Consider the following 26,287-nt stretch of genomic DNA (forward strand, 5'->3'; position numbering starts at 1 on the left):
GGACGGGAAGCGAGGGGGGAGAGCGGATGCGGCCGTCACCGTCGCCGGACGGTCAGGCCGGGGCGCGGGGCCTGCCCGACTGGCGGGTGCTCGTCGTCGGGGGTGCGTCGGGGATGGGGAAGACCGGTGTCGCCCGGGCCCTGGCGCGGCGGTACGACGTACCCGTCGTGGAGGTCGACGACATCGTCGAGGCACTCCTCGCGGTGACCCGGCCCGAGCACCTTCCGGAGGTCCACCACTGGCGCACCCACCCGGAGGCCGCCCGTCGGGCGCCCGAGTCGGTGGCCGAGCGGCAGATCGCGATCGCCGAGGCTCTGGCGCCGGCGGTCGAGGCGGTGGTGGCCAACCACGTGGGCACCGACACCCCGGTGATCCTCGAAGGGGACTACGTCCTGCCCGAGGTGGCGACGCCCGGGGGTGCGGTCCGCGCCGTCTTCCTCCACGAGGACGACGAGGCGCGGGTGACGGACAACTACCTGCGCCGGGAGCCGGAGGCCGGACCCCAGCACCATCGCGCACGCGTCAGCGTGCTGTACGGCCGTCGGCTCGCCGCCAGGGCGCGGGCGGCCGGCGTGCCGGTCGTCGCGCCGCGCCCCTGGGAGGACCTGGCCGGCCGGGTCGTCGCGACGCTGGGGCCCGCGCGAGGTGAGGCCGTGGTTCCTCGGCCCGGCGGCGGGTCCGCGCGCGGCCGGGCGCCGGGGGATGATGGGGCCGCAAGAGACGGAAGCACGGAACACGAGGTCAGGAGCGTCCATGGCGACGAAGCGGGTGCACCAGCCCCGTGAGGACGCGGAGTTCGACTTCATCCTCGGGATGAGCCGCGTCCCGGTCCTCGCGTACTTCATCGGGACCTGGCCCAAGGCTATCGAGCCCTGCCGGACGATGGACCTCGTCGTCGGAGGCGTCGCCGACGCGTACGCGGGCCGTCTGACGGTCGTCCGCGCCGACCTGACGCGCTGCCCCGACGCGACGAAGCGGTACGGGGTCACCGGGGCCCCGTCCTGCGTCCTGCTGACGGCGGGAGAGGAGGTGGCGCGGGGCGAGGGTCCCATGACCACCACCGCACTCCGGGAGCTCCTGGACGCCCACCTCTGACCTGTTCCGGCTGCGGCTACCGCCTGGAGAGGGCCGCCTCGGCTACCGCCGGGAGAGGCCGCCTCGCCTAGCGCCTGAACAGGCCGCCTCGGCGCGTCGGCCAGGTCAGGGCGCGCACGAGAGGGTTCGTGACCGCCCAGTAGGCCGGGTGCACCCAGCCCCGTTCCTTGGCGAGGAGCCCGGGGCCGTCCGGACGGTTCACATGGCGCAGGAGCCCGTCGTAGGCCGGGCCGCCGGCGATCAGGAGCAGCGGAGCGGTGAGTACCGCTCCGATCCAGACGGCGCAACGGAGCGCGAGCTGGGGAGAACCTTCTGTGCGCATCGGACGAGTATCCCGGACGGGCTCAGGCGGTGCCCCCGCGGGGGACGGCCCGGGTGAGGAGGGCGTCGACGAAGGTGCGGAGGGCCTCGGGGTAGACGTCCCGGGCGGCCAGCGCGGCCCAGCGGGTGCCGATGGCGGCCAGGTGGGGGACGCGGGACGGGTCCAGGTCGTCGCGGTGGGCGAAGGGGTGGCCCTCGGCCCGGCGGCGGGCGGAGTGGGCACGGACCAGGACCTCGCCGACCGTGAAGTACCAGACGGAGCGGAAGAGGTCGACGCTCTGCTCGTGGGTGCATCCGTGGTCGCCGGCGCCGGCCACGATGTCCTCGACCATCCACATCGCCGATTCGTCGAGGAGGCCGACGAAGCCGTCGGCCGAGAGGACCTCCGCCGCCCAGGGCCAGGCCGTGAGGGCGTCGTGCATCGCGGTGGCCGCGGTGACGATCCGGTCCCGGGGGGAGTCGGGCGACTGGGGGCGGCCGATCTGCCCGATGTGGTGGTTCAGCAGGTGGAGCAGCAGGTCGTCCTTGTTCCGGATGTGGTGGTACAGGGTCGTCGCCCCGACTCCCACCTCGCCCGCCAGGCGGCGGATCGTCAGTTTCTCCCAGCCGTCCTCGTCGATGAGCCGACGGGCGGTCTCCAGGATCTGCGCGCGGGAGGTCAGGGGCGGCCGGCCGGTGCGGCCGTGCGGTGCGGGCGTGCGGGGCATCGCCCCATCATGCCGTCCCGTCGCCGCCGTCCCCGAACGGTGCTCGGACCCGCATGGTCAGAAGGGTCCGACCGTGCTACTTTCGGAACATGTTCGCAAAGTTAAGGGGTCGCCCTGGAAGGGGAGTTGGACCCGAGCGTGACGAGAACGACGACGATGCCGCCGTGCTGCGGCCCTTCCTCCCGGGCTTCGCCGCGCTCGTGGCCCTCCAGGTCGTCGGCGCCCTCGCGGGCCTGCTGCCGCTGCTCGCCGTCGTCGAGCTGGGCCGCACCCTGCTCGCGCCCGGACCGGTCGACCGCGGGCACGTCCGGGACGCCGTGATCGTGGGCGCGGTCGGCATGCTCGTACGACTGGTGTTCACCGCCGCTTCGTCCGGAGTCGGCCATCTCCTCGACAGCCAGGTGCAACTGACGCTCCGTCGACGACTGGCCGCGCGGCTGGGGCGCGTGCCGATCGGCTGGTTCTCCCGGCGCCGGACCGGTGAGCTGGCGAAGGTGGTGGGGGAGGACGTCGGCGCCGTGCACCCGTTCATCGCCCACACCCCCGGTGAGCTCGTCTCCGCGTTCGCGGTGCCGCTCGCGTCGCTCGTCTACCTGTTCGCCGTCGACTGGCGGATGACCCTGATCACCCTGATACCCGTGGGCCTCGCGGTGGCGCTGGTCCCCCTGATGATGACCCCGACCCGGCTGCGCGAGCAGGAGGAGTTCGACGCCGGGATGGGCCGGATCGCGAGCTCGGTCGTCGAGTTCGTGCTGGGCATCGCGGTGGTCAAGGCCTTCGGCGGGGGCGAGCGCGCCCACCGCGCGTTCCTCGCCGCCGTCGACGACTTCGTCGGCAGCTTCCTCGGGATGGTGCGCGGGCTCGCCGGGATCGCCGCCGCGATGCAGGTGGTGCTGTCGCCGCCGTTCGTGCTGCTGGTCGTGCTGACCGGCGGTACGGCTCTCGTCACCGCCGGCGACCTGGCCGCGGCCGACCTGCCGCCCTTCCTGCTGCTCGGACTCGGCCTCACCGCGCCCGTGGCGGCGCTCGGCCACGGCTTCGACGACCTGCAGGCCGCCCGGCGCGCGGTCGGCCGGATCAGGGACGTGCTCGCGGTCCCGCCCCTGCCGGAGCCCGCCGAGCCCGCCATACCCCAGGGGCACCGGGTGGAACTGCGGGACGTCCGGTTCGGCTACGAAGCAGGGCACGAGGTGCTGCGCGGGATCGATCTCGTACTCGAACCGGGCACGGTCACCGCGCTCGTCGGGCCGTCGGGAGGCGGGAAGTCCACGCTGGTTCGGCTGCTGCCCCGGTTCTTCGACCCGACCCACGGCTCGGTGACCCTCGGCGGCGTCGACCTGCGCGAGATCGACAGCCGCGAGCTCCACCGGAAGATCTCCTTCGTCTTCCAGGACGTCCGGCTGCTGCGCGCCTCGGTCGCGGACAACATCGCGCTCGCCGTGCCGCACGCCGGCCCCGACGACGTCGTACGCGCCGCCCGGCTCGCGCACATCCACGACCGGATCCTCCGACTTCCCCGCGGATACGCGTCGGTGATCGGCGAGGACGCCGGGCTGTCGGGCGGCGAGGCGCAGCGGATCGCGCTCGCCCGCGCGCTCCTCGCCGACGCGCCCGTCCTCGTGCTCGACGAGGCAACCGCCTTCGCCGACCCGCAGACCGAGCGGGCGGTGCGCCGGGCACTGGCGACGGCGGAGGGGACCCGGACGGTCCTGGTCATCGCCCACCGCCTGGAGACCGTCGCCGAGGCCGACACCGTCGTGATGCTGGACGGCGGGACGGTCGTCGAGCGCGGCAGTCCGGCCGAACTGCTGAGGCGGGGAGGCGAGTTCGCCACGTTCTGGCAGGACCGGCACTCGGTCGCCGAGGCCGCCGGAGCCCACGGAGCCGTACCGCGAGGAGGCCGGTCCCGATGATCCGCATGCTGCTGCGCGTGCTCGGGCACGAGTACGGCCGGCCGGTGCGCCGCACCGTCGCCCTGATGGCGACGACCGCCCTCGTCGAGGGCCTGTCCTACGCGCTCCTGGTCCCCGTGCTGCGGGCGCTGTTCGGGAGCGCGCCCGAGGACGCCCGGCCCTGGCTGTACGCGTTCGGCGGCGCCGTCGCCGTCCACGGGGTCCTGCGCTACGCCGGCGACCGGGCCGGATTCCTCACCGGGGCCGCGCTGTTGCGCGGCACCTACCAGCGCCTCGGCGAGCATCTGGCCCGGCTGCCCGTCGGCTGGTACGAGGGCGGCCGGCTCGGGGAGGTGTCCGTCCTGGCGAGCCGGGGAGTCCTGCGGGCGATGAGCGCGATCGCGCATCTGCTGGCGCCGTTCGTCTCCGCCTGCGTCACGCCGCTGGCGATCGTCGCCGTCATGCTGGCCTTCGACTGGCGGATGGGGCTCGCCGCACTGGCCGCCGTGCCGGTCGTGGCGGTGGTCCGGACACGGGCGGGACGCGCCTCGGCCGCCGCGGACCGGGACCGCCACGAACGCGACCACGAGGCCACCGGGCGCGTCATCGAGTACCTCCGGGCCCAGCCGGTACTGCGCGCGGGCGGCCGGACCGCCGAACGCTTCCGGCTGCTCGACGACTCGCTGCGCGAGATCCGGCGCGCCTCCCGCCGCGCCGCGCTGTCGGCGCTGCCCGGGGTGGTGGGCCTCGCGCTCGCCGTGCAGGCGGCGTTCACCGCCGTGCTGGCCCTGGGTGCCTACCTGGCACTCGGCGGGAGCATCGGCGCGGCCGAGGTCCTGGCGATCCTGGTGCTGGCCGCCCGCTGCGCCGATCTGCTGCTGTCGCTGTCGGACCTCGCCGGTCAACTCCGTGCCGCGCGCCACGAACTGACACGGCTCGACGAGGTGCTGGGCACCGAGCCGCTGCCGGAGCCGGCCGAACCGGTCCAACCGGTTCTCCACGACCTGGAGTTCGAGTCCGTCGTCTTCCGGCGCGGTGGCCGCACGGTGATCGACGGACTGTCGTTGTCCGTTCCGCAGGGAGAGCGGCTGGCCGTCGTGGGGCCGTCGGGTTCGGGCAAGAGCACCCTCCTGCAGCTGCTGGCGCGCTTCCACGACGTGGACGGCGGCGCGGTGCGCCTGGGCGGGGTGGACGTCCGTGCCGTCGACTCCCGTGTGCTGATGGACCGGTTCGCCATCGTCTTCCAGGACGTCCACCTCTTCGACGGCACCATCGAGGAGAACGTACGCCTCGGCCGCCCCGAGGCCGACGAGGCCGCGGTACGGGCGGCGGCCGCGGCCGCACGGCTCGACGAGGTGATCGAGCGGCTGCCCGGCGGATGGTCGACGCACGTCGGCGAGGGCGGCGCGCTGCTGTCGGGCGGCGAGCGCCAGCGCGTCTCGATCGCGCGGGCCCTGCTGAAGGACGCGCCGGTCGTGCTGCTGGACGAGGTGACCTCCGCGCTTGACCCGGTGAACGAGGCGGCCGTCCACGAGGGCGTCGAACGCCTGATGGCGGGCCGGACGGTCGTGATGGTCGCGCACCGGATGCGGACCGTCCGGCGCGCCGACCGCGTCGTCTTCCTGGACGGCGGCCGGATCGTGGAGGAAGGCGGCCACGACGAACTGCTCCGCCGGGGCGGCCGCTACGCCGGCTTCTGGGACGTCTCCCTGACGCCGACGGCGGGCGAATGACCCGGCGTACGGCCCGCGGGGCCCGCGCCGAGCCCGGTCCTCTCACCGTCGGTCACCGGCGGTGCGGCGCCGGAACCGGCGCGAACGCGAATCCGGGGGCCGGACGGACGTCCGGGGGGCCGGGGGACGACGCAGGTCGCGGGGCGCGGGAGCGTATCCGTACGAGGTGACGGACGGGCGGACCGACGGGTTCACGCCACCTCCGGCAGATTCCGGTGGGAGACGTTTCCGCAGAGGGCGGTGGTGCGCGAGCGCCTCCGCCCTCTTCCGCTCCCGCCCCTCGCAGGCCTTCCGGAAGCAAGTCGTCGAGTTTCGGCCAGACGGTTCTCGGCCTGTCGTGCGAAGGGCGATACCAGACCGGGGCGCTGTACGGGTAAGTTTGCCAACTGCGCACCGCACATGAACGGTTGACGACTACAGTGTGTGGTTGGTGATCATCGGTAGGCTCATCGCACCCTCTGCAGTACTCCCGGCACGACACCACGGCACGACACCCCCGTACGCCCCCTGCACGACTCGTCCGAAACTCCCCGTAGTCCACCCCCTGTACCGCAGTACGCCGATTCCTGGGCACGTACCAAGGACACTCATGTCTCAACTTCGCGCACCCGCCTCGCGGTCCGATCGACGCGAGGGCGGGCGGCACGGCCGATCGGGCGCCCGCTCCGCCCCCGGCAACCCCGGCACCCCCCCGGCGCAGACGTCCGCGCCACTCCTGACGGAAGCCCGCATACGCCCCCAACTCCTGCGCACCTCCGTGCTCCCCGCCGTCGCGGTGGCACTGGGCGGCGCGGCGGCCGTCCTCTTCACCATCCGCTCCACGGGAGCCAGCCCCACGCCCGGCCTCTGGGCCGCGCTGACCGGCGCGGCCGCCCTCACCGTCGCCTCCGTGACCGCCGCGGCGCTCGGCGCCGACCGCGCGGCCAAGGCGGTCCTGGACCGCTGCAACGCCCTGCGTCGCTCCAGCGCCCGCGGCCAGAGCGAACTGCGTACGGTCGTCGAACAGCTGCGCAAGGGAGAGGGGCTCCCGCCCCGTCCCGCGCTGCCGTCCGGCCCTGCGTCGGGCGACGAGTTCGACCTGCTCTCGCAGGAGTTGAACCGCTCGCACGAGGCCGCCGTGGCGGCCGTCGTCCAGGCGTCCCGGCTCTCCAGCAGCGTCGGCAACGAACAGAAGGTCGAGGTCTTCGTCAACCTCGCCCGGCGCCTGCAGTCCCTCGTCCACCGCGAGATCCAGCTCCTCGACGAGCTGGAGAACGAGGTCGAGGACCCGGAGCTGCTCAAGGGCCTGTTCCACGTCGACCACCTGGCCACCCGCATCCGACGGCACGCCGAGAACCTCGCCGTCCTCGGCGGCGCCATCTCGCGCCGCCAGTGGTCGAACCCGGTCACCATGACCGAGGTGCTCCGCTCCTCGATCGCCGAGGTCGAGCAGTACCCGCGGGTGAAGCTGGTACCTCCGATCGACGGAACGCTCCGGGGCCACGCCGTGGCCGACGTCATCCACCTCCTCGCGGAACTGGTCGAGAACGCGACGTTGTTCTCCGCCCCGCACACCACGGTGCTGCTGCGCGCCCAGTACGTCACCGCCGGCCTCGCCATCGAGGTCGAGGACCGCGGCCTGGGCATGCCCGTCACCGAGCAGAACAAGATGAACGCCCTGCTCGCCGATCCCGACCAGGTCAACGTCGCGCATCTGCTCCAGGACGGTCGCATCGGTCTCTTCGTCGTCTCGGCGCTCGCCCGCCGGCACGGCATCGCCGTACGGCTCCAGTCGAACATCTACGGCGGCGTCCAGGCCGTCCTCGTCCTGCCGCAGGGACTCCTCGGCGCGGACCCCGAGGGCCTGGCCCAGCACGAGCGCCAGGCCGCCGCGGCCGCCGGCTCCCCGGCGGTCACGCAGGGCCAGGTGCAGATGCAGCCCCAGCCCCCGCAGCAGGCGCCGGCACCCGCACCGCTCCACGCCCCCGAGCCGGTCCACACCCCGGCCCCGGCCCGGCCCCCGGTCCACGCCCCGACACCCGTCCACGCCTCGGCACCCGTCCACGCCCAGGCACCCGCGCCGACGGCCGCGCCCGTGGCCCCGCCCGCGCCCTCCCCGGAGCGGGTCGTCACCCGTCACGAGGAGGCCCCGGCCTCCGGCCCGCTCGCGTACCCCGGCACGGGCTCGCACCTGAACGGCCACGCCAACGGCCACGCCGACACCGGTTCCACCCCCTCGATACCGGTGCAGTCGTACGGCGCCGAGCAGCAGGCACCCCTGCTGCCCCCGGCGCACGTGGCCCCTCGATCCGAGCCCTCCGGCCGGCCCCTCCTCCCGAAGCGGCGCGCACAGGAGCACCTCGTCCCGCAGCTGCGCGACGAGCCCGTGGCCCGCAAGACCGAGGACCACGCCCTGCACGACCCCGGTCTGATGGCCGCGTTCCAGCGCGGAATCGGCCTTGCCGAATCCCAGCCCGCCCCCCACGAAACGCTGCGTCCAGGCGACGCGCACAAGGAGTAGATGCACCATGGCGAGCAATGTGCCGACCGGCCATTCCTCGGATCTCGACTGGCTGCTGAGCGGACTGGTCCAGCGGGTCCCCTACACCCGCAACGCCGTTCTGCTCTCCTCCGACGGCCTCGTGAAATCCGTCCACGGTCTCGACCCCGACGCCGCCGACCACATGGCGGCCCTGGCCTCCGGCCTCTACTCTCTCGGCCGGAGCGCGGGCGCCCGGTTCGGCGACGGCGGCGAGGTCCGCCAGGTGGTCGTGGAGCTCGACTCCACGCTCCTCTTCGTCTCCACGGCCGGTTCGGGCACCTGCCTGGCCGTCCTCGCCGGGCGCGAGGCGGACGCCGCCGTGCTCGGCTACGAGATGGCGATGCTCGTCAAGAGCGTCCGGCCGTACCTGGTCACGCCCGCCCGGCAGGCAGCAGGTGCGGCAGGTGGCATCGGGCAGTGAACGTGACGTCACATCAGGAAGGGCCCTGGCTCGACGACGCGGCAGGCCGGCTGATCCGGCCGTACACCGTGAGCGGCGGCCGGACCAAGCCCAGCACCACGCTGGACCTGCTCTCGATGGTGATGGCGACCGGCTCGATCCCCCAGGCCCACATGGGCCCCGAGCACAGCCTGGCACTCGGGCTGTGCGACGGGCCCACCTCGGTGGCCGAGATCGCGGCGCACTTACGGTTGCCGGCCGTCGTCACCAAGGTCCTGCTCTCCGATCTCGTGGACTGCGGGGCGCTCACCGCCAGGGCCCCCCGTCTCCACGCCAACCCAACCGACCGTTCCTTGCTGGAGGCAGTGCTCGATGGCCTACGACAACGGCTCTGAGCGCCACGAGAGTTTCGCGACCGACCCCTTCCCCACCGCACTCAAGATCCTCGTGGCGGGCGGCTTCGGCGTGGGCAAGACGACCTTCGTGGGCGCGGTCAGCGAGATCGAACCGCTCAGCACCGAGGAGCTGCTGACCTCGGTCAGCGCGGCCACCGACAGCCTGGAGGGCGTGGAGTCCAAGACCACGACCACCGTGGCCATGGACTTCGGGCGCATGACGCTCGACGACCGCCATGTGCTGTACCTGTTCGGCACCCCCGGGCAGGAGCGTTTCTGGTTCATGTGGGACGAGCTCTCCGAGGGAGCGCTCGGCGCGGTCGTCCTCGCCGACACCCGCAGGCTCCAGGAGTGTTTCTCCGCCGTGGACTTCTTCGAGCGGCGGGGCATCCGCTTCGTCGTGGCGGTCAACGAGTTCGACGGCGCCTACCGCTACGAGCCGGACGAGGTGCGGGCCGCGCTCGACCTCAAGCCGGACGTGCCGGTCGTCGTCTGCGACGCCCGGATCTCCAGCTCCGGCATCCGTACCCTGCTGACCCTCGTCCAGCATCTGATCACCAACATCCCGGCCGCCGTGCCGAGCTTCGGAGCCACGTCATGACCTACGACCCGACCGGTCATCTCCTGCTGACCCCCATCGACAAGGAGGCACCCGCCCGGGTGCAGCGGCTGCGTGAACTCGGGCTCGGGGAGCGGCCGGACCCGGCCTTCGACGAGTTCGCCCACCGGCTCGCGGACGTGACCGGGGCCCCCTTCTCGATGGTCAACTTCATCGACGAGAACCGGCAGTTCTTCGCCGGTCTGCACACCCCCGAGGGCACTCACTCGGGCAGCGACCTGGGCGCCGCCGCGGCCAGCACCGGGGGCGTCGGCCGCTACATGGCCCGCGACCACGGCTACTGCCCGCACGTGGTGGTCCGGCGCAAGGCGCTCGTCCTGGAGGACGTCTGCGACTACCCGCGCTTCGCGGGGAACCCGGTCGTCGACGAGATCGGGATCCGTTCCTACATGGGAGCGCCGCTGATCGACCGTACGGGCGTCGCGCTGGGCACGATCTGCGTCGTCGACACCGACGTCCGGCCGTGGGGGCGCGCCGGTCTGGAGACGATCAAGGCCATGGCGGCGGAGCTCGTGGAGCAGATCCACCGCCGCGAGGACGGCATGTTCTGACCCGTACCGACGGGAGGACGGCCGGGGCCCCGGTACGGCGTGTGTCGCCGTACCGGGGCCCCGGCCGTCTCCGCCCCCTGGGGCGTGCGCGTCGGAGGACGTGCGCTCAGGCCGCGCCGGAGTGCCTGCTCAGGCGTGCGCCGGTTCGAGCTCCGGCGTGCGGACCAGTTCGGAGAGCCGCTCCGACCAACTGCCCTTGTCCTGGCCGAGGGCGACCTCGGCCAGCCGCAGGAGCTGGATGTCGGAGGTGCCCGCCGGGGCGAAGATGTGGTGCGCGTCGCGGAGGTACCGCTCGATGGGCCGGTTCGTGAAGAGCCCGGCGGCGGCGTGGACCTCCATGGCGTTGCGGCCGGAGTCGATGGCCGACTCGACGTTGACGAGCTTCGCGTTCATCAGCTCGGCATCGCAGGACATGCCCTGGTCGAGCAGGTGGACGGCGTGGTACGCGGCGAGCCGGGCGGTCATCAGCCGGGACTGCATCTGGCCCAGCTTCAGCTTGACGGTGGGCAGGTCGTGGAGCGGCTTGCCGTAGCGGATGCGCTCGGAGGCGAAGCGGGTCGTCTCCTCCAGGATCGCCTGATGGATGCCGAGGGAGACGGCGGTGAGGTTGGCCCGCCCGTACAGCACGCTGGAGGAGTACGCGACGGCCAGGCCGTCGCCCTCGTCGCCGAGACGGTTGGACGCGGGGACGCGGCAGTTCTCGAAGATCAGCTCGCCGAAGCTGAAGCCGTGGAGCCCCATGGCGGGCTGCTGCGGACCGGTCCTGAAGCCGGGGCGATCGGATTCGACCAGGAAGGCCGAGAGTCCCTTCGATCCGGGACCGGTCCTGACGACGACTCCGTGCAGGTCGCCCACGTGGCTGTTGCCGACGTAGACCTTGCTGCCGTTGAGGATGTAGTCGTCGCCGTCGCGGACCGCGCTGGCGGTCATGCCGAGGACGTGGCCGCCGGACTCGGGCTCGGTGACCGCGATGGTCGGCAGGCACTCGCCGCTGGCCACGGCCGGCAGCCAGGTCTTGCGCTGCTCGTCGCTGCCGAAGTGGACGATCTTGGCGGTGCCCAGCTGCGAGGCCTGGACCATGGCGCCCATGGCGCCGCTGACCCGGGAGAGCTCCTCGATGATGATCGTCTTGGCGAGGTGGCCGGCGCCCATCCCGCCGTACTCCTGGCTGACCGTCGCGCCCAGCCAGCCCTGCTCGGCGATGCGTCGGGAGAGTTCGTGATGGACCGTCCGGGACGCTTCCATCTCGGCTATTCGTGGCCGAACCTCACGCTCTGCGAAGTCTCGGACCGTTGCCCTGAGTTGATGATGCAGTCGACTGCTGAAGTAGCCGTCCATCCGAGTCCTCCTCTGCGAACGCCTGCTCGCTCTGTCGAGCGGACAGGTGGTGCATCGGCAGTGGTCCCGTCCCGAACAGGCCGACCTCTTCATGGTGTTGATCTTTCCGGGACGGAGCAATATCGCCACGACTTTTGTCTGAAACAGGAGCTGTTGACGATTGAAACCGACTGTGTTTCGTGTGGTGTTGGCCCCCTTGGGTCGATCCGGAGTCCATTCCCCGTAGGCATGTTTCTGCCACATGCCAAAGGCAACAGATCTCCCGGCATATGGCCATGAGCCCTCCGAGTTCGCCACATGGGTCACTTCATCCCCATGGAGGCGACATTCCGCTACGTGCCCGACCTGCTGCCGGCCCCGGGAGCACGGGCCTTGCCCTCGCCCTCCCCGCTCCGGGAGTCCGCGCCACGGGCGCGCGAGCGCTCCGGAGGGGCGCACGGAAGCGTTACGGAGAGTGAGCGGCGTGCCGTCGGCGCGTGCCCCGGATCGGGCGCCGGATAAGGGTTCGTGACCACCGTCGAAAGTGCGGTATTGTTCTCATGCGCGTTCGGCCAGGGGAAACCCCAGGTCAGACGGGCACCGGGACGTGGCGCAGCTTGGTAGCGCACTTGACTGGGGGTCAAGGGGTCGCAGGTTCAAATCCTGTCGTCCCGACTCGAAAGAGTCGTAGGTCAAGGGGCCGTTTCAGAGCAATCTGAAACGGCCCCTGACTCGTTTCGGAGCCCTCCTCGTCTTGTCGGGAGGGCCGCACGGGCGAGCGCCTACCCTCGGGCGGCGGCCCTCATCCGATGCCGCCCAGGCCGCTCCACCTGCCCCAGGGGTTGCCGCCGTGGCCGGAACGGTCGCCGCGTCCGGTCTCCGCCTGAAGGGCGGCACGCGTCAGCGGGCCGTACACGCCTCGCTCCTCCGGGATGTCGCGGGCCCGCTGAAATCGGCTCAGGGCCGCCTCCACGAACGGGTCGAACACGCCGTCGGCCGATCCGAGGAAGAGGTAGAGCTCCTGGAGCCGCCGCTGGAGGTCCGCCACCTCGGGACCGGTGCTGCCGAGGCGGAGGGCCCCACTGTCCGGGCGTTCGGGCGGCGGGGCGGTGCGGGTCCGGGTCGGGGCCGGATCGGGCCGGTGGGTGGCGGGGCGCGTGGGCGGTGCGGATGCCGGCGCCGGGTTGCGGGGCGCCGCGGTGGCCGTCGCGCCGGGGGAGACGGCCGGCCGCGCGGTGGCCGCCCCGGAGGACGGGGGCGTCGCCGTGGCGGTGCCGGATCCGGTGGGCGTGGTCGGAGGCGTGGTGGCCGGCGTCGTGGCCGGTGGAGGAGGCGTCGCCGTCGACGTCCCCGTGGGGGGCGGCGGTTCGGCGCTCGCGGTCTCCAGGTGCGGCGCGAGATCGGGCATCGTGAGGGTCAGCTTGTCCGCGGGCTCCCGCTCCATCCCGGAGGTCAGTCCCACCGAGAGTCCCAGCCCGGCCGTGAGCGCACCGGTGATCAGCAGCGGCAGCGCCATGCCGCCCCGCCTCTCGGGCTCGGGCACGGGTGCGGCCTTCCGCGCCCGGGGGACCTTTCGCGCCCGGGTGGTCTTCCGCCCGTGCCGGGGCTTCCCCGCCCGGTGGCGCGCGGGCGAGCCGCCTGCCCGTGAGACCGACGGCAGGCTCGGAGTGTCGTCGAAGAGTTCGACGTCCTGCATGCGGGCCCCCGGGCCGTCGCCGCCGGGCTGGGCGACCTTCCCGAAGACGTCGTTGTCCGGCGCGGGGCCTGGCTCCGGTTCGGGGCCGGCGCCGGATGTGACTGCTGCGGTCAAGGCAGTCCTGTTGCGCATACAGGTGCTCCATATGTGGCGAAGCCGTGTGTGTCGGGAGGGGACGAGGAGACTTTGACCGCGACTCAAGGTGAGCGTCAACTGTGGACGAGACGCGCAAAACCGGACGCTCACAACATTGATTCTTAAACAATCCTTAATAAGTGACGCACGTCACTCCATGGCACCCATATGTGGCCGGCGCACCACATGCCATGGCCGCCCGCCGGCCCCTCAGGCCGACGGTGCCGGGGCCTCCAGTTTGATCCCGACGTGGCGGATCGTGTGCAGGTACCGGGGCCGGGCCGCCGATTCCCCGAGCTTCCGGCGCAGCCAGGAGAGATGGATGTCCACGGTGCGCTCCCCGTGGTAGGTCTGCAGCCACACCTGCTGGAACAGTTCGCTGCGCGCCACGACGACCCCGGGGCGCCATGCCAGGAACTTGAGGAGGTCGAACTCCTTGGGCGTCAGGTCGAGCGGGGCGTCGTCGAGGGAGGCCAGGCGGCGCGCCGCGTCGACGACGAGCCCGCCCACCGTGACGACGTCCGCCGACGGCCCCCGGGTGCCGGCCCGCCGCAGCACCGCGGTCATCCTCGCGATGAGGTGCTCCACGGAGAACGGTTTGACGAGGTAGTCGTCGGCCCCGCTGCCCAGCACCCGTACGATCTCGCGCTCGTCGTGCCGGGCCGTCACGACGACCACGGGGATGTCCGAGACGGTACGGAGCATGACGAGCATGTCCCGGCCGTCGAGGTCCGGCAGGCCCAGGTCGAGCAGCATCACGTCGAACGGCTCGTCCAGGACGGCGCGCAGCGCACCCAGCGCCGTCCCGCACTCCCGCACGGTGTACGTGGCGTTCGAGAGACATCTGTGCAGGGCGGAGCGGACGGACGGATCGTCCTCGACGAGAAGCACCTTTGCCATGCGGTGCACGCTACGTGACACACATGTCTGCCTGGAGGTCAGGGCGGGTGACACATTCCCCGTTAAGGATCCTTAAGGCATCGGCAAGCCCGGGTTAACCCCTCCCGCGCACATCGCCTCCTAAGATGGCATGTGCCGCTGACGCTGCTGCCGGGAGCTCGCGTCGGCGGGAGCGGACCGGTGGAATGCGAGCGGTCCCGTAACCGCGTGAAGGGCGGTGAAGGGGGCGATCCGCTACTCCGCGGGGGTGGCCGCGGTGTAGAAGACGGAGGACCCCTCCTTGGTCCGGCGGGCGTGTCCCTTGGCGACGAGGTTCTCCAGGGAGGTGCGGACGACGGTGTTCTGGACGTGCCGGTCGCGGTGCTGCTCGCTGAGGGCGGTCGTCACCTCGGAGGCGGAACAGGGAGTGCTGCTCGCGGCGAGGTGATTGCGGATCAGCTCGACGAGCGTGGTCTTCGTGGCGCCGGAATTCTTTCCGCTCCTGCTGTTCCTGCTGCCGTTCCCGGCCTTCTGCCGGGGAACCCGCCGGCCGGGCGCGGGGACGTCGGCCCGAAGAGCCTGCTGAAGGCTGAGCAGAACGCCGTGGTCGTGCACGAGCTCGTCGAGTTCGGCGGTCAGCCGTGCGACCTCGCCGCGGATCCGCTCCTGTTCCGCCACATTGCGCTTGAGATCATCGGCGACCTTGCTGCTGTACGCGGACGTGAGTTCCGTTTCTCCCGGCATGCTTCCCTCTTCGTCGAACGGGGTCGGACGCGCGTGATGCCGTCCTGCCGCTTATCCGCTCCCATCGAACTCGCGGTGACGCCGCGGATGTCATCAGGAAGATGGGGAACCCGCGGCGCATGGTCGGCTGCCCAAAGCCGACGACCACTGTAAGGCATCGCCTTCATCGGCCCGGTTCTTTGTGTATTGGCATGGCATGAGGAAGTCGTATTGGTCATGCGGCCAATTCGCGTCCGAGAAATTGCGGGACAAACGAAGACGTGGTGTGAATGCGGACCCTTCGTCCTGCGCGAAGAAGGTGCACGGCGCGGACGGTAGGACGGGGGAGACCTGGCCGTCCGCGCCGTGCGGAGTGCGCGCAGCTGACGCCTTGTCCTCCGACGGGGGAACGTCGGGCAGGGCGGAGGTGCCTCCGGGAGACCGGAGACCTCGTGCACGCAGGAGGAGTATGGCACATGTGTTCCGTGCGTGTGTGATGCCAGACGGTGGATGTGATGCTCTGTCATGACGCGAACTCGCCCTGGATGAGGCATGGATGGCGAAGGGCGACGGCCGGTCCCGTGGATCCTCATCCCCGGCTGATCACGACCTCAAGGAACCCTTAAGAATCACCGGCCGTCGCCTCTGTGCCTCACATATGCCATCACCGGGTGGTTAGGTTTCCAGCAGCTCATCACACGCCCGCTGGGCCTCCCACCCTCATCACCGTGCGGGTCCGGACGTTCCGACCGCCCGGCCCTCCGCACAGCCCCTGCCGGTTCCCAGGCCCGGAAAGGAAACGTCGCCATGGTCCTGCCCCACTTCAGAGGCGCTGCTCGCATCGCAGACATACTCGACGCCCTCCCCGACGGTCTCGTGCTCGTCAACCGCGACGGCACGGTCGTCAACGCCAACACGATCGCCCTCGGCATGTTCGAGACACCCGGCACCGCGCTCGTCGGCCGTGGTCTGCTCGACCTGCTACCCGCTTTCCCGCTGCGGCTGGTCCCGGGCTCGGCGCGCCACTCAGGAGGCACCGACGAGCGCAGCCGCACCGAGCCGACCCGGATGATCGCCCGCCGCACGGACGGTGGCGAGTTCCCGGTGGAGGTGACGAGCGCCGAGCTGGGGGACGGCCGCGAGGCCTGCGACCCGTACGGCGGCCACACCGGCGACGCGACGCTGGTGCTCGTCGTCCGCGACCTCACCGGCACCCTCGACACCGAGGCCGAACTCGCCCGCTCACAGCACCGGACCGAGACGATCCTGCGCGCCACCGCCGAGGGCGTCGTCGGCACGGACACCGACGGCCGGGTCGTCCTGGTCAACCCCGCCGCCGCGCGGATCCTCGGCTACCGCACCGACGAACTCGACGGCGCCGAGCTGCACCCGCTGGTCCTCGCCTGGCGCGCCGACGGCGAGCCCTTCCCGTACGAGGACTCCCCGCTCGCCGACACCCTCAGATCCGGGCGCAAGCACCGCGTCCGCGGACAGGCCCTGTGGTCCAAGGCCGGCGAACGCGTCCCCGTCGACCTGACGACCGCACCCCTGCGCGACGGGGACCGGCTCGTCGGTGCCGTCCTGACCTTCACCGACCGCAGGCCCTACGAGGTGCTGATCGCCCGGCACGCGGCCGAGCGCAAGGAGCAGGCGGAGCGGTACGCCGTCCTCGCCTCCCGGAATGCCGAACTGACCGCCGCACTCGCCGGGCTGCGGCCGGGCACACCCGGTGCGCTCGCCGTGAGCGGTCCGGAACCCCGGCGGCCGGCAGAGGCGGCGGCCGCCGTCACCCGGCACCCCACCACCCTCGGCACCGTCGTGTCCGCCGGCATCGACAAGGCCTCCGCGCTCATCGGCCCGCACCGGACGCAGTTCGCCGTGCACGCCCCGCCGGTCGTCGTCGCGCTCGATCCGGCGCGCGCCTCGACCGCCCTGGCCCACCTGATCGCCGACGCCTCCGGAGCCGCCTCCGCGGGCACGGCCCGTCCGCGCGCCCGGGCCGTGCCCCAGGCCGACACCACCGTCGTCATCACCGCGGCGCTGCGGGGCGCCCATCTGCGCATCGAGATCTCGGGCCCCAGGGCCGCCAACGACCCCGCCCACCTCCTCCTCGCGCGCGGGATCATCGACGCCCACGGCGGAGACCTCATCGCACGGGAGGGCCCCAGGGGCGCCGGCCTCACCTACGTCGTCCAGATCCCGCACGCCCCCGCACCCGTGCCCGCGGCCCCTCACCTCGCGCACCCCCGCCCCCTGCGGGCCGTCCCGGCCCCGGTCACCGGCTCCTGGATCGTCGGCGCGGCGGTCGGCGCCCACCGCGACCGGACGGCCGCCCGCCCCCGCCCGTACGCCGAACCGGCCGGGTCCGCCCCTCGCGTCCGGACCGGTGGCGACGAGGCCGCGCAGCAGCGCATCGTCCATCTCCTCGCCAGGATCAGGCGCCACTCCGCCTGACCGACGCCCCTGACCGACGCCCTCGACTCCGGAGGCGGGCGGCGGCGCGGGTCTCACCAGGTGGGGCCGAGGCGCAGGAGGTGGTCGCGGACCAGGGTGGCGTGGGGGTTGTCGGGGATCCCCGGGCGCTGGACGAGGTAGGCGGTGTTGATGGGCGGATCCTCGGTGTCGTGCAGGGCGACCAGGGCGCCGGAGGCCAGTTCGTCCTGGCAGAGGTAGCGGGGCAGGACCGTGAATCCCGCACCCGCGGCGACCGCGGCCAGGACTCCGCGCAGGTCGGGCACGGTGACGGCGGCGCGGCGGGTCAGACGCCGGCCGAAGACGTGCCGCCAGTAGCGGCGGGCGATGGGCAGGTCCTCCGCGTACGTGACGAGGGGGACGCCGTGCAGGGCGCCGGGGTCTTCCGTCGTCACCCGGCCGTCGATCCGCTCGGCCCACACGGGCGCGGCGACCAGGACGAACTCCTCGTCGAGCAGCGGTACGGCCGTCAGCGTCCGGCCGCGCGGGCGAGCGGTGGCGATGGCCAGATCGTGGCGACCGGCCCGGAGTTCGTCGAGGAGGGGTTCGGTGAGCCCGGTCGCCACCCGGAGTTGCACGCCGTCCGCCACGAGCGGCGCGAGGGCGGGGAGGACGCGGGTGCACAGCAGTTCGGCGGGGCCGGCCAGGTGCACGGGCGCGGCCGTGCCCTCCGCCGCGGCGCCGTGGCCGGTCGCCGCCATGAGGGCGTCGAGCGGGTCCATGACCCGTGCCGCCAGATCGTGCGCGTACTCCGTCGGGGCGACGCCTCGCGGCAGCCGGGCGAACAGCTCCCGGCCGGTCTGCCGCTCCAGTGCGCGGACCTGACCGGTCACCGTGGGCTGCGAGATGCCGAGGAGCTGTCCCGCGGCGGTGAAGGAGCCGGAGCGGTAGACCGCGAGGAACGTGCGCACGAGGTTCAGGTCCAACGGCGACGAGCGCGCCGGGGACGCGGCGGCCGACGCCGCCGCCGAGCCATCAGGATTCCTGTGCTTCACGTGAGGGAGCATAGTCAGCGCGAATGGCCGGGAGGCGGCGGAAAAGGCGGTGACGGTCGGGGCCGGTGGCCGCCGTCAGGCCATCTTCTTGAGGACCTCGGCGGCGAGCGGGGCGGAGGAGGACGGGTTCTGGCCGGTGACCAGGTTGCGGTCGACGACGATGTTCGGCACCCACGGCTCGCCGACCTGGACGTCCACGCCGGCCTCGACGAGGCGGGTCTCCAGGAGCCACTGGGCCTTGTCGGCGAAGCCGGCCTGGGTCTCCTCCGCGTTGGTGAAGGCGGCGACCTTGTAGCCGGCGAAGGCGTTGGTGCCGTCGGCCTTCGTCGCGGCGAGCATCGCGGCGGGGGCGTGGCAGACGACGGCGAGGGGCTTGCCCGAGGCGAGGGCGTCGACCAGGATCCGGCCGGAGACCGGGTCGACGGCGAGGTCCTCCATGGGGCCGTGGCCGCCGGGGTAGAAGACCGCCGCGTACTCGTCGAGGCGTACGTCCTCCAGCGTGATCGGGTGGTCGAGCTCGTCGAGCGAGGCGAGGGCGGCGGCGACCTTGTCGGCGCCCTCCTGTCCGCCGTTGACCTCCGGAGCGAGGCTGCCCCGGTCGACCGTCGGGACGACCCCGCCGGGCGTGGCCACCACGACCTCGTGGCCGGCGGCCTTGAACACCTCGTACGGCGCCACGGCCTCCTCCGCCCAGAAGCCGGTGGGGTGCTTGGTCCCGTCGGCCAGGGTCCAGTGGTCGGCGCCGGTCATCACGAAAAGGATCTTGGACATGCGAGGGGCTCCCGGGGTCGTCGGTGCGGCGATGTCTTCGACGCTATGCCCGCCGCCGAGAGGTTTCCAATGGAGAACCCGATGTCCGCCATGGGAAGTCCGATGGCTCCCGGGGAATACCTCCCAGCGGCTCCGACCTGCGAACTCGCCTATCCGACGGCGGACCCCGGGGCGGTGACCGGGGCCGTGAGGCCCGCGAGGGCCAGGGCCCTCGCGACGGCGGGGCCGTCCAGCGGGTCGCCGTCCGGGCCGATCGGGCGGAGCCGCTCCAGCAGGACGGCCGGGTCCAGCCGGTGCGCCTCGGCCGCGGCCAGGAGCGCGTCGGCGCTCGGCCCTTCGGCGGTGCGGTCGATGCGGTCGGACAGGTCGCCCACCGCCCGCTCCCGGTCGACGAAGTCGCTCATGCCGCAGTCCAGGCCGTCGTCACGGAGGTCCGCGGGGTACGGCGCGCGGGCCCAGGTCCCGTTCTCGTACCAGTAGACGCACCCCAGCTCGTTGCCTTCGAGGCGGTCGTGCAGCTCCTCGTACGGGAGCCACTCCGGGCCGCCCGCGAGCATGTCGATCGGCGGCTCGTGCCACTTGACCCCGCTCGACTCGTCCTCGCCGTAGAGCACGAACCGGCCTTCGCCCATCCGGGACATGGTCCACCAGGTGCAGCCGGAGTCGTCGTGGTGCAGGCCCTCGGAGTCGATCCAGACGCCGGTGCGGTAGCCGCTCCGGCGCTGCTCGTCCTCCGTGGTCGCGCCGACCGCGGCGAGCAGGGCCCACCGGGCCCAGAGCGCCTCGCCCGTCGGAAGGTCCTCCGGCAGTCCCGGTCGGTGAATGGTCATTCCTGCCCCCGTGTGTCGAGCCGTGCGGCCGTAGAGCTGTGCGGCCGTAGACCAGAGACCGTATCGGAGGGGTCCGACACGGTCTCCGACGACCTGGGGGAGCCCGTGCGTCAGCGCGTCCGCGCCGGATCCGGTGCCGTGCGCGCGAAGTGACGGGCGGTCGGGGTCAGTGCCGCGGCCGCCGTCACGAGGAAGCAGGCGGCTGCGCACACGCCGAGCACGGGCGTGACCCCGAAGGCGTCGATGGCCGGGGCGATCAGGGCCAGGCCGACCGGCGCGAGACCGTACGACACGAGGAAGTCCAGCGAGGAGACACGGGCCGGCCTGTCCGGTGCGACGTTGGAGCAGATGGAACCGTGCAGCGACCTCAAGCTCGACCAGAAGCGGCGCGTCGCGCGGATCCACGAGATCCTCGCCGAACACCCCGAGTACCACTGGATGCGGCAGTACCACGACGACATCCACTACCTCGGCTACCGGGCGATCGCCGACCGGATCAGGGAGGCGACCGGGCCGGCCGATCCGGACGGAGCGGCCGGCCCGGACGGAGCCGCCGGGCTCACCGTCGTCGGCGGGGTCCGCTCGGGTGCCTCGACCGGCGCCCTCGCCCGCTACCTGGGCGCCTCCCCGAGCGGCATGGCCGACGTCCGGCTCGTCGGCGTCCAGCCGTACGGCAGCGTCACCTTCGGCGCCGAACACGTCTCCGATCCCGAGATCATCATCGCCGGGATCGGCAGCTCCATCCCCTTCGGCAACGTCTCCCACGAGCTGTACGACAACCTGCACCGGATCTCCTTCGACGCGGCCCTGGCCAGCAGCGTCGACCTGCTGCGCCGGCACGCGGTCTTCGCGGGCCTCTCGACCGGCGCCGGCTACCTCGCCGCCCGCCACGAACGCGATCGCACCCCCCAGATGCACGGTCCTCTTCATCGCCGCCGACACCGGTCACCGCTACGTCGACACCGTGCACGCCCGCCACCGCGAGGCCGCGCCCCTCGCCGCCCTCGCCCCGCGCGACGTGACCGACCGGAGCGAGCTGGCGCTGCCGTGGTCCCGGATGGAATGGAACCGCGCCGGAGCGGACGTCCGTGCGACCGGCTCGTACGCACCGGCGAGATGATCACTCGTTGGTGAGTTCGCCCGTCCCCGCCACCGGTCCGGCGCGAGGCTGAGGGAGGAGTGGCAGTGATCGTGCGGCCGGGACGTGCCGCGGGCAGGGGAGCGGTGTGACGAGGGAACCAGGGGTCCGCGAGGGCCTGGACGAGCGGGCGTTGCTGCTGGCGGCGGGGCTCGCGGACCTGGCGGTCAGCACCCTGAGCACGGGACTCGGGGCCGTCCGGGGCCTGTTGAGGCGCTCGGACGCCGCCGAGGTGGCGGCGGAGGCCGAACGGGACCTGGAGGCCCGCGGCCGCCTCGTCCTCGACAGGTACGCGGCGCCGCCACCGGCCTACCTGGAGGTCCTCGCCCGGCACGTGCTGGCCCGGCGGGCCGACCGTGACGTCTGAGCGCTGGGAGCCGGCCGCCTTCAAGTCCCGCGTCGACGAGGTGCTCCGGCGGTACGTCGCCGAGGAGGCCGGCCTGCTGTCGGAGGTCGATCCCGCGCTGGGCCCGGTCGCCGGACAGCTGGAGGCGGCGGTCGCGGACGGCAAGAGGCTGCGGGCCGCGTTCTGCTACTGGGGCTGGCGCGCGGTGGGGCAGCCCGACAGCGAGGCGCTGCTGCGGGCGGCGGCCTCGATGGAGCTCGTGCACGCGGCGGCCGTCGTCCACGACGACCTGATCGACGACAGCCCGCTGCGCCACGGCCGCCCCACCGCCCACGTGGCCCTGCGGGACGCGGTGGGGCACCACCCGCGGCCCGCCGCCGGCGCCCGGTCGCTGGCCATGCTCGTCGGGGACCTGCTCATGTCGCTCGCCGGCCAGCTGTTCGTCACCAGCGGAGTACCGGCCGCCTACCTCGGCCGCGCCCGACCCCTCTGGGCGGCACTCGCCCGGGACCTGATCGCGGGCGAGTGCCTGGAGATCCTGCACACCGGAGCCGCCCCCGACACGGCTGCCTCGCTGAAGGTGATCCGCTACAAGACCGCCAAGTACACCGTCGAGCAGCCCCTGTTGATCGGCGGCGCCCTGGCCGGGGCCGGTCGGCGGCTGCGTGAGGGCTACTCCGCGTACGGGCTGCCGCTCGGGGAGGCGTTCCAGCTGCGGGACGACCTGCTCGGCCTCTTCGGGGACCCGGAGACCACCGGCAAGGCCGACGCCGACGACGTACACGGCCGACGGCCCACCGCCCTGCTCGCCGAGACCTGGCGGCTCGCCGGTGGCGAGGACCGGCGGCGGCTGCGCGACCTGCTCGCCCGCCCCGCCCTCGACGGCGACGCGCTGGAGGCCGTACGCGCGCTGATGCGGCGGCTGAAGGCGCCCGACCGGGTCGAGGCCATGATCGCCGCGCGGGTCGAGGAGGCACTCCGAGCCCTCGACGGGCTGAACCTGCCCGCCCCGCCCGCCGCCGCGCTCACCGCCCTGGCGCACTCGGCGGCGGCCCGCCGTTCCTGACGGAGACCCCCCCGACCCCCGTCAGAGATCCCCCGTCCCCGACAGAGATCCCCGTTCCTGACGGAGAACAAGGAGCCCTGCCCCATGACCCCTGTCACGTCCCGTACCGAGGCGTCGATGGACGCCCTGCGGCGGTCCGGCGACGAACTCGCCGACGCCACGGTCGCCACGCTCTTCGAACGCGGCGAGGTCGGAAAGTTCAACACCCTGATGCGGTACGTCTCCACCGCCGGCGCCCCGCTGCCGGACGGGCTGCCCGACGTCGCCCGGGAGTACCTCCACGCCACGAGCGCCCCGCCGTCCTGGGTGGACTGGGGGGAGATGGAGAAGGCCCGGCTGTTCTTCATCGACAACAACGTCCACATCTCCACCGCGCTGTCCTTCGCCTCCATGCCCGCCTGCTACCTCGTCCCGCACGTGGCGAAGCTGCTGTCGGCGACGCACGGCCTGAGCTACCCGTCCAAGCGCATGGCGGAGACCGGGCAGTTCACCGTCCACCTGATGCAGCCCGACGCCTTCGAGGCCGGCAGCAGGTTCATCCCCGCCGCGCAGAAGGTCCGTCTGCTGCACGCCTCCATCCGTCACCACCTCGTCCGCGAGAACCGGTGGGACGCCGCCGAGCTGGGGGTGCCGATCTGTCAGGAGGACATGATCGGCGGGCAGATGTTCTTCTCGATGCTCGTCCTCGACAGTCTGCACCGCCTCGGCATCCACATGACCTCCGAGGGCGCGGACGCCTACTACTACGCCTGGCGTGTGGTCGGCGCCATGCTCGGCGTCGACCAGGACGCCGTCCCGAAGACCCTCGACGACGCCCGGGCCTTCCTCGACCTCTACATGGTCCGCCACATGGGACCCTCGCCCGAGGGTTCGCACCTGACCCGCCAACTGATCGACCTCTACGAGGAGATCGTGCCCGGCACCTTCTTCGACCCGGTCGTCTCCGCGCTCATCCGCTTCCTCGTCGGCGACACCTGCGCCGACTGGCTGGACGTCCCCCGCACCCGCTGGGACACCCTCGTCAGGTCCGTCCCCCACCTCCTCGGCGTCCTGGAGAGCATCGAGGACAGCTCACCGCTCGGCGCCTGGGCCCTGGACCGCCTCGGCCACCTCACCACCGTCCTGGAACTGTCCTCCCTCACCCGTGGCCGCGTCATGCACTACGCCATCCCCGAGCACCTCAGGAAGGAGTACGGCGTCCCGGCGGGCCCGGCCCGCACCCGCCGCTGGGCGCCCCCGGCCGCCACGGTCTCCCCGTGACGGCCGGGTCGCGGCCGCGTCGCCGTCAGGGAGCGGTGAGCTCGGCCCGGACGGTGCGGGCCGCCGCCACCAGGTTCTCCAGCGAGGTGCGGGTCTCGGGCCAGCCGCGGGTCTTCAGGCCGCAGTCGGGGTTGACCCAGAGCCGCTCGGCGGGGATGGCCTCCAGGCCGGTACGGAGCAGCTCCGCGGCCTCCTCGGCGCTCGGGACGCGCGGGGAGTGGATGTCGTAGACCCCGGGTCCCGCCTCGCGCGGGTAGCCGTGGGCGGCGAGCTCACGGGCGACCTGCATGTGGGAGCGGGCGGCCTCCAGGCTGATGACGTCGGCGTCGAGGTCGTCGATGGCCTGGACGACGTCGCCGAACTCGGCGTAGCACATGTGGGTGTGGATCTGGGTCTCCGGCCGCACTCCCGCGGTGGTGAGGCGGAAGGCCTCCGTCGCCCAGGACAGGTAGTCCCCGTGGTCGGCGGTGCGCAGGGGCAGGGTCTCGCGGAGGGCCGGTTCGTCCACCTGGATGACCGAAGTGCCCGCCGCCTCCAGGTCGTTCACCTCGTCGCGCAGGGCAAGGGCGACCTGGCGGGCGGTGTCGGCGAGGGGCTGGTCGTCACGGACGAAGGACCAGGCGAGCATGGTGACGGGGCCGGTGAGCATGCCCTTGACCGGCTTGGTGGTGAGGGACTGCGCGTACGTCGTCCAGCGGACCGTCATGGGCTCGGGCCGGGAGATGTCGCCGGCGAGGACGGGCGGCCGGACGTAGCGGGTGCCGTAGGACTGGACCCAGCCGTGCTGGGTGGCCAGGTATCCGGTGAGCTGCTCGGCGAAGTACTGCACCATGTCGTTGCGTTCCGGCTCGCCGTGGACGAGGACGTCCAGTCCGGTCTTCTCCTGGAAGGAGATCACCTCCTGGATCTCGGACCTGATCCGCTCCTCGTACCCGGCGGTGTCGGTCCGGCCCGCCCGCAGGTCGGCCCGGGCGCTCCGCAGCTCCGCGGTCTGCGGGAACGAGCCGATGGTCGTGGACGGCAGCAGCGGGAGCCGCAGGGCGGCGTGCTGGGCGGCGGCGCGGTCGCCGTACGGCTGGGAGCGGTGGGTGTCCGAGGCGGAGACGGCCGCGGCGCGGGAGCGGACGGCCGGGTCGCGGGTGATCGGGGAGGTCGCGCGCGAGGCGAGGTCGGCGCGGTTGGCGGCCAGTTCGGCGGTGACGGCCCCGGTGCCCTGCGAGAGACCCTTCGCGAGGGTGACGACCTCGGCGGTCTTCTGGCGGGCGAAGGCGAGCCAGCGCAGGATCTGCGGATCGGTGTCGCGTTCGGCCGCCGCGTCGAGCGGGACGTGCAGCAGCGAGCAGGAGGCGGCCACGTCGACCCGCTCGGCGAGACCGAGGAGGGTGCCGAGCGTGGTGAGCGAGGCGGTCAGGTCGTTGACCCAGACGTTGCGGCCGTCGACCACCCCGGCGACGAGCCGCTTGCCGGGCAGGCCGCCGACGGCGGCGAGCGCGTCCAGGTTGGCGGCCGCCCGCTCGGTGAAGTCGAGGGCCAGCCCCTCGACCGGTGCCTTCGCGAGGACCGGCAGGGCGTCGCCGAGCCGGTCGAAGTAGGAGGCGACCAGGAGCTTCGGCCGGTCCGTGAGCGCTCCGAGGTCGCGGTAGGCGCGGGCGGCGGCGTTCAGTTCCGCCGGGGTGCGGTCCTGGACGAGGGCCGGCTCGTCGAGCTGCGCCCACTCGGCGCCCCCCGCCCGGAGGTCGGCGAGGACCTCGGCGTACACCGGGAGCAGCCGGTCGAGGAGGGTCAGCGGGTCGAAGCCGGGCGCCACACCGGGTGCGGGCTTGGCGAGGAGCAGGTAGGTGACGGGGCCGACCAGGACCGGCCGGGCGGCGAGGCCCTCGGCCAGGGCCTCGCCGAGGGCGGCGACCTGCCGGGAGGAGTCGGCCGTGAAGACCGTGTCGGGTCCCAACTCAGGCACGAGATAGTGGTAGTTGGTGTCGAACCACTTGGTCATCTCCAGCGGCGCGACGTCCTGGGTGCCGCGCGCCATCGCGAAGTACCCGTCGAGCGGATCCGCCGCGACGGCGGCGCGGTGCCGCTCGGGGATCGCGCCCACCATGACGGTGGTGTCGAGGACGTGGTCGTAGTACGAGAAGTCGCCTGTGGGGACCTCGTCGAGGCCGGCGGCGGCGAGCCGCCGCCAGGTGTCGAGGCGCAGTCCGGCGGCGGTGTCCCGGAGGGCGTCGGCGGTGACGCGGCCCTTCCAGTAGCCCTCGACGGCCTTCTTCAGTTCGCGGTCCGGCCCCTGACGCGGGTAGCCGTGGAGGGTGGAACGCGCTGCCGCGGCTGCGGACTTGGTGGTCACGGAGATCTCCTTCGCGAGATGAATCCCTGAGATCCCGGGGACGGGACGGGGGCGCGAAGGGGTGACGGAACGGCCGGTACG

Annotated in this window: 24 protein-coding genes, 1 tRNA gene and 1 pseudogene; 15 read left to right on the forward strand and 11 right to left on the reverse strand. The window is 72.7% G+C overall.

All coding sequences use genetic code 11. From position 1 onward, the window contains the following. Positions 1-26: 26 nt before the first annotated feature. Together ACF08F_RS17875 and ACF08F_RS17880 are read left to right on the forward strand one after the other, a co-directional pair. Positions 27-785, forward strand: coding sequence for a hypothetical protein (locus ACF08F_RS17875; RefSeq protein ID WP_392299436.1), 759 nt, complete (start codon positions 27-29; stop codon positions 783-785). Continuing rightward, positions 754-1,095 (forward strand): thioredoxin family protein, encoded by a 342-nt coding sequence (locus ACF08F_RS17880; RefSeq protein WP_392299437.1) that lies wholly within the window; start codon positions 754-756, stop codon positions 1,093-1,095. The genes ACF08F_RS17875 and ACF08F_RS17880 overlap by 32 nt, the downstream gene beginning before the upstream one ends. A gap of 67 nt (positions 1,096-1,162) precedes the next feature. On the opposite strand, the gene ACF08F_RS17885 is transcribed toward ACF08F_RS17880, so the two are convergent. Together ACF08F_RS17885 and ACF08F_RS17890 are read right to left on the reverse strand one after the other, a co-directional pair. Then, positions 1,163-1,417, reverse strand: a complete 255-nt coding sequence (locus ACF08F_RS17885; protein ID WP_392299438.1) for a hypothetical protein — start codon at positions 1,415-1,417, stop codon at positions 1,163-1,165. Between the two features lie 22 nt (positions 1,418-1,439). Next, complete coding sequence (locus tag ACF08F_RS17890; RefSeq protein WP_392299439.1) at positions 1,440-2,123, reverse strand: TetR/AcrR family transcriptional regulator; 684 nt, start codon at positions 2,121-2,123, stop codon at positions 1,440-1,442. A 164-nt stretch (positions 2,124-2,287) separates the two neighbouring features. Here ACF08F_RS17890 and ACF08F_RS17895 point away from each other — a divergent pair, with 164 nt between their 5' ends. The 7 genes from ACF08F_RS17895 (at position 2,288) to ACF08F_RS17925 (ending at position 10,234) form a co-directional block, all read left to right on the forward strand. Continuing rightward, a complete protein-coding gene (locus tag ACF08F_RS17895) occupies positions 2,288-4,036 on the forward strand; it encodes an ABC transporter ATP-binding protein (protein WP_392299440.1) in 1,749 nt (582 codons plus the stop codon). After that, positions 4,033-5,748 (forward strand): ABC transporter ATP-binding protein, encoded by a 1,716-nt coding sequence (locus ACF08F_RS17900; RefSeq protein WP_392299441.1) that lies wholly within the window; start codon positions 4,033-4,035, stop codon positions 5,746-5,748. The genes ACF08F_RS17895 and ACF08F_RS17900 overlap by 4 nt, the downstream gene beginning before the upstream one ends. Positions 5,749-6,337: 589 nt before the next feature. Beyond that, positions 6,338-8,248 (forward strand): sensor histidine kinase, encoded by a 1,911-nt coding sequence (locus tag ACF08F_RS17905; protein WP_392299442.1) that lies wholly within the window; start codon positions 6,338-6,340, stop codon positions 8,246-8,248. Between the two features lie 7 nt (positions 8,249-8,255). Continuing rightward, entirely contained in the window at positions 8,256-8,690 is a 435-nt protein-coding gene (locus tag ACF08F_RS17910; protein ID WP_150264598.1) for a roadblock/LC7 domain-containing protein, read from the forward strand. Beyond that, the gene (locus ACF08F_RS17915) at positions 8,687-9,064 is read left to right on the forward strand and encodes a DUF742 domain-containing protein (protein ID WP_392299443.1); all 378 of its coding nucleotides are present in this window, start codon (positions 8,687-8,689) and stop codon (positions 9,062-9,064) included. The genes ACF08F_RS17910 and ACF08F_RS17915 overlap by 4 nt, the downstream gene beginning before the upstream one ends. After that, entirely contained in the window at positions 9,042-9,665 is a 624-nt protein-coding gene (locus ACF08F_RS17920; RefSeq protein WP_392299444.1) for an ATP/GTP-binding protein, read from the forward strand. Before ACF08F_RS17915 ends, ACF08F_RS17920 begins: the two co-directional genes overlap by 23 nt. Further along, entirely contained in the window at positions 9,662-10,234 is a 573-nt protein-coding gene (locus ACF08F_RS17925) for a GAF domain-containing protein (RefSeq protein WP_392299445.1), read from the forward strand. Before ACF08F_RS17920 ends, ACF08F_RS17925 begins: the two co-directional genes overlap by 4 nt. Before the next feature lie 129 nt (positions 10,235-10,363). Here the strand turns inward: ACF08F_RS17925 and ACF08F_RS17930 are convergent, their stop codons facing one another. Further along, entirely contained in the window at positions 10,364-11,572 is a 1,209-nt protein-coding gene (locus ACF08F_RS17930) for an acyl-CoA dehydrogenase family protein (protein ID WP_392299446.1), read from the reverse strand. A gap of 580 nt (positions 11,573-12,152) precedes the next feature. Here ACF08F_RS17930 and ACF08F_RS17935 point away from each other — a divergent pair. Further along, a tRNA-Pro gene (locus tag ACF08F_RS17935) sits at positions 12,153-12,226 on the forward strand. Between the two features lie 127 nt (positions 12,227-12,353). On the opposite strand, the gene ACF08F_RS17940 is transcribed toward ACF08F_RS17935, so the two are convergent. The 3 genes from ACF08F_RS17940 to ACF08F_RS17950 all read right to left on the reverse strand — a co-directional run bounded on the left by ACF08F_RS17940 (position 12,354) and on the right by ACF08F_RS17950 (position 15,005). Continuing rightward, positions 12,354-13,361 carry a peptidoglycan-binding protein gene (locus tag ACF08F_RS17940; protein ID WP_392299447.1) on the reverse strand — a complete coding sequence of 336 codons (1,008 nt, stop codon included), beginning with the start codon at positions 13,359-13,361 and terminating at the stop codon, positions 12,354-12,356. A gap of 231 nt (positions 13,362-13,592) precedes the next feature. Beyond that, positions 13,593-14,282 (reverse strand): response regulator transcription factor, encoded by a 690-nt coding sequence (locus ACF08F_RS17945; protein WP_392299448.1) that lies wholly within the window; start codon positions 14,280-14,282, stop codon positions 13,593-13,595. A gap of 234 nt (positions 14,283-14,516) precedes the next feature. After that, positions 14,517-15,005, reverse strand: coding sequence for a BlaI/MecI/CopY family transcriptional regulator (locus ACF08F_RS17950; protein WP_392299449.1), 489 nt, complete (start codon positions 15,003-15,005; stop codon positions 14,517-14,519). Between the two features lie 786 nt (positions 15,006-15,791). On the opposite strand from ACF08F_RS17950, the gene ACF08F_RS17955 reads away from it, so the two are divergent. Beyond that, positions 15,792-17,438, forward strand: a complete 1,647-nt coding sequence (locus ACF08F_RS17955) for a PAS domain-containing protein (protein ID WP_392299450.1) — start codon at positions 15,792-15,794, stop codon at positions 17,436-17,438. A 53-nt stretch (positions 17,439-17,491) separates the two neighbouring features. On the opposite strand, the gene ACF08F_RS17960 is transcribed toward ACF08F_RS17955, so the two are convergent. The 4 genes and pseudogenes from ACF08F_RS17960 to ACF08F_RS17975 all read right to left on the reverse strand — a co-directional run. Next, positions 17,492-18,451, reverse strand: a complete 960-nt coding sequence (locus ACF08F_RS17960; RefSeq protein ID WP_392299451.1) for a LysR family transcriptional regulator — start codon at positions 18,449-18,451, stop codon at positions 17,492-17,494. 75 nt (positions 18,452-18,526) lie between these two features. Continuing rightward, a complete protein-coding gene (locus ACF08F_RS17965; protein ID WP_392299452.1) occupies positions 18,527-19,222 on the reverse strand; it encodes a type 1 glutamine amidotransferase domain-containing protein in 696 nt (231 codons plus the stop codon). Between the two features lie 149 nt (positions 19,223-19,371). Further along, the gene (locus ACF08F_RS17970; RefSeq protein WP_392299453.1) at positions 19,372-20,052 is read right to left on the reverse strand and encodes a hypothetical protein; all 681 of its coding nucleotides are present in this window, start codon (positions 20,050-20,052) and stop codon (positions 19,372-19,374) included. A gap of 110 nt (positions 20,053-20,162) precedes the next feature. Continuing rightward, positions 20,163-20,390 (reverse strand): annotated as a pseudogene (locus ACF08F_RS17975) (MFS transporter); the annotation flags it as partial. A gap of 10 nt (positions 20,391-20,400) precedes the next feature. Between ACF08F_RS17975 and ACF08F_RS17980 the strand changes: the two are divergent. From ACF08F_RS17980 to ACF08F_RS17995, 4 genes are all read left to right on the forward strand, one after another. Next, the gene (locus tag ACF08F_RS17980; protein ID WP_392299454.1) at positions 20,401-21,186 is read left to right on the forward strand and encodes a pyridoxal-phosphate dependent enzyme; all 786 of its coding nucleotides are present in this window, start codon (positions 20,401-20,403) and stop codon (positions 21,184-21,186) included. 92 nt (positions 21,187-21,278) lie between these two features. Further along, on the forward strand, positions 21,279-21,557 hold the full coding sequence (locus ACF08F_RS17985; RefSeq protein ID WP_392299455.1) for a polyprenyl synthetase: 279 nt from the start codon (positions 21,279-21,281) through the stop codon (positions 21,555-21,557). Further along, complete coding sequence (locus ACF08F_RS17990) at positions 21,547-22,602, forward strand: polyprenyl synthetase family protein (RefSeq protein WP_392299456.1); 1,056 nt, start codon at positions 21,547-21,549, stop codon at positions 22,600-22,602. The genes ACF08F_RS17985 and ACF08F_RS17990 overlap by 11 nt, the downstream gene beginning before the upstream one ends. Positions 22,603-22,686: 84 nt before the next feature. Continuing rightward, positions 22,687-23,862 carry an oxygenase MpaB family protein gene (locus ACF08F_RS17995; RefSeq protein WP_392299457.1) on the forward strand — a complete coding sequence of 392 codons (1,176 nt, stop codon included), beginning with the start codon at positions 22,687-22,689 and terminating at the stop codon, positions 23,860-23,862. Between the two features lie 25 nt (positions 23,863-23,887). Here ACF08F_RS17995 and metE read toward each other — a convergent pair whose 3' ends face one another. After that, entirely contained in the window at positions 23,888-26,206 is a 2,319-nt protein-coding gene (metE, locus tag ACF08F_RS18000; RefSeq protein ID WP_392299458.1) for a 5-methyltetrahydropteroyltriglutamate--homocysteine S-methyltransferase, read from the reverse strand. Between the last annotated feature and the right edge of the window lie 81 nt (positions 26,207-26,287).

The organism is Streptomyces sp. NPDC015130, from assembly GCF_043080005.1.
Taxonomy (GTDB): domain Bacteria; phylum Actinomycetota; class Actinomycetes; order Streptomycetales; family Streptomycetaceae; genus Streptomyces.

Bases quoted from the DNA above. Each gene is read 5' to 3' on its own strand.
- ACF08F_RS17875 (WP_392299436.1), top strand. From the start codon at position 27: ATGCGGCCGTCACCGTCGCCGGACGGTCAGGCCGGGGCGCGGGGCCTG.
- ACF08F_RS17880 (WP_392299437.1), top strand. From the start codon at position 754: ATGGCGACGAAGCGGGTGCACCAGCCCCGTGAGGACGCGGAGTTCGAC.
- ACF08F_RS17885 (WP_392299438.1), bottom strand. From the start codon at position 1,417: ATGCGCACAGAAGGTTCTCCCCAGCTCGCGCTCCGTTGCGCCGTCTGG.
- ACF08F_RS17890 (WP_392299439.1), bottom strand. From the start codon at position 2,123: ATGCCCCGCACGCCCGCACCGCACGGCCGCACCGGCCGGCCGCCCCTG.
- ACF08F_RS17900 (WP_392299441.1), top strand. From the start codon at position 4,033: ATGATCCGCATGCTGCTGCGCGTGCTCGGGCACGAGTACGGCCGGCCG.
- ACF08F_RS17905 (WP_392299442.1), top strand. From the start codon at position 6,338: ATGTCTCAACTTCGCGCACCCGCCTCGCGGTCCGATCGACGCGAGGGC.
- ACF08F_RS17910 (WP_150264598.1), top strand. From the start codon at position 8,256: ATGGCGAGCAATGTGCCGACCGGCCATTCCTCGGATCTCGACTGGCTG.
- ACF08F_RS17920 (WP_392299444.1), top strand. From the start codon at position 9,042: ATGGCCTACGACAACGGCTCTGAGCGCCACGAGAGTTTCGCGACCGAC.
- ACF08F_RS17925 (WP_392299445.1), top strand. From the start codon at position 9,662: ATGACCTACGACCCGACCGGTCATCTCCTGCTGACCCCCATCGACAAG.
- ACF08F_RS17930 (WP_392299446.1), bottom strand. From the start codon at position 11,572: ATGGACGGCTACTTCAGCAGTCGACTGCATCATCAACTCAGGGCAACG.
- ACF08F_RS17945 (WP_392299448.1), bottom strand. From the start codon at position 14,282: ATGGCAAAGGTGCTTCTCGTCGAGGACGATCCGTCCGTCCGCTCCGCC.
- ACF08F_RS17950 (WP_392299449.1), bottom strand. From the start codon at position 15,005: ATGCCGGGAGAAACGGAACTCACGTCCGCGTACAGCAGCAAGGTCGCC.
- ACF08F_RS17955 (WP_392299450.1), top strand. From the start codon at position 15,792: ATGGTCCTGCCCCACTTCAGAGGCGCTGCTCGCATCGCAGACATACTC.
- ACF08F_RS17965 (WP_392299452.1), bottom strand. From the start codon at position 19,222: ATGTCCAAGATCCTTTTCGTGATGACCGGCGCCGACCACTGGACCCTG.
- ACF08F_RS17970 (WP_392299453.1), bottom strand. From the start codon at position 20,052: ATGACCATTCACCGACCGGGACTGCCGGAGGACCTTCCGACGGGCGAG.
- ACF08F_RS17980 (WP_392299454.1), top strand. From the start codon at position 20,401: ATGGAACCGTGCAGCGACCTCAAGCTCGACCAGAAGCGGCGCGTCGCG.
- ACF08F_RS17995 (WP_392299457.1), top strand. From the start codon at position 22,687: ATGACCCCTGTCACGTCCCGTACCGAGGCGTCGATGGACGCCCTGCGG.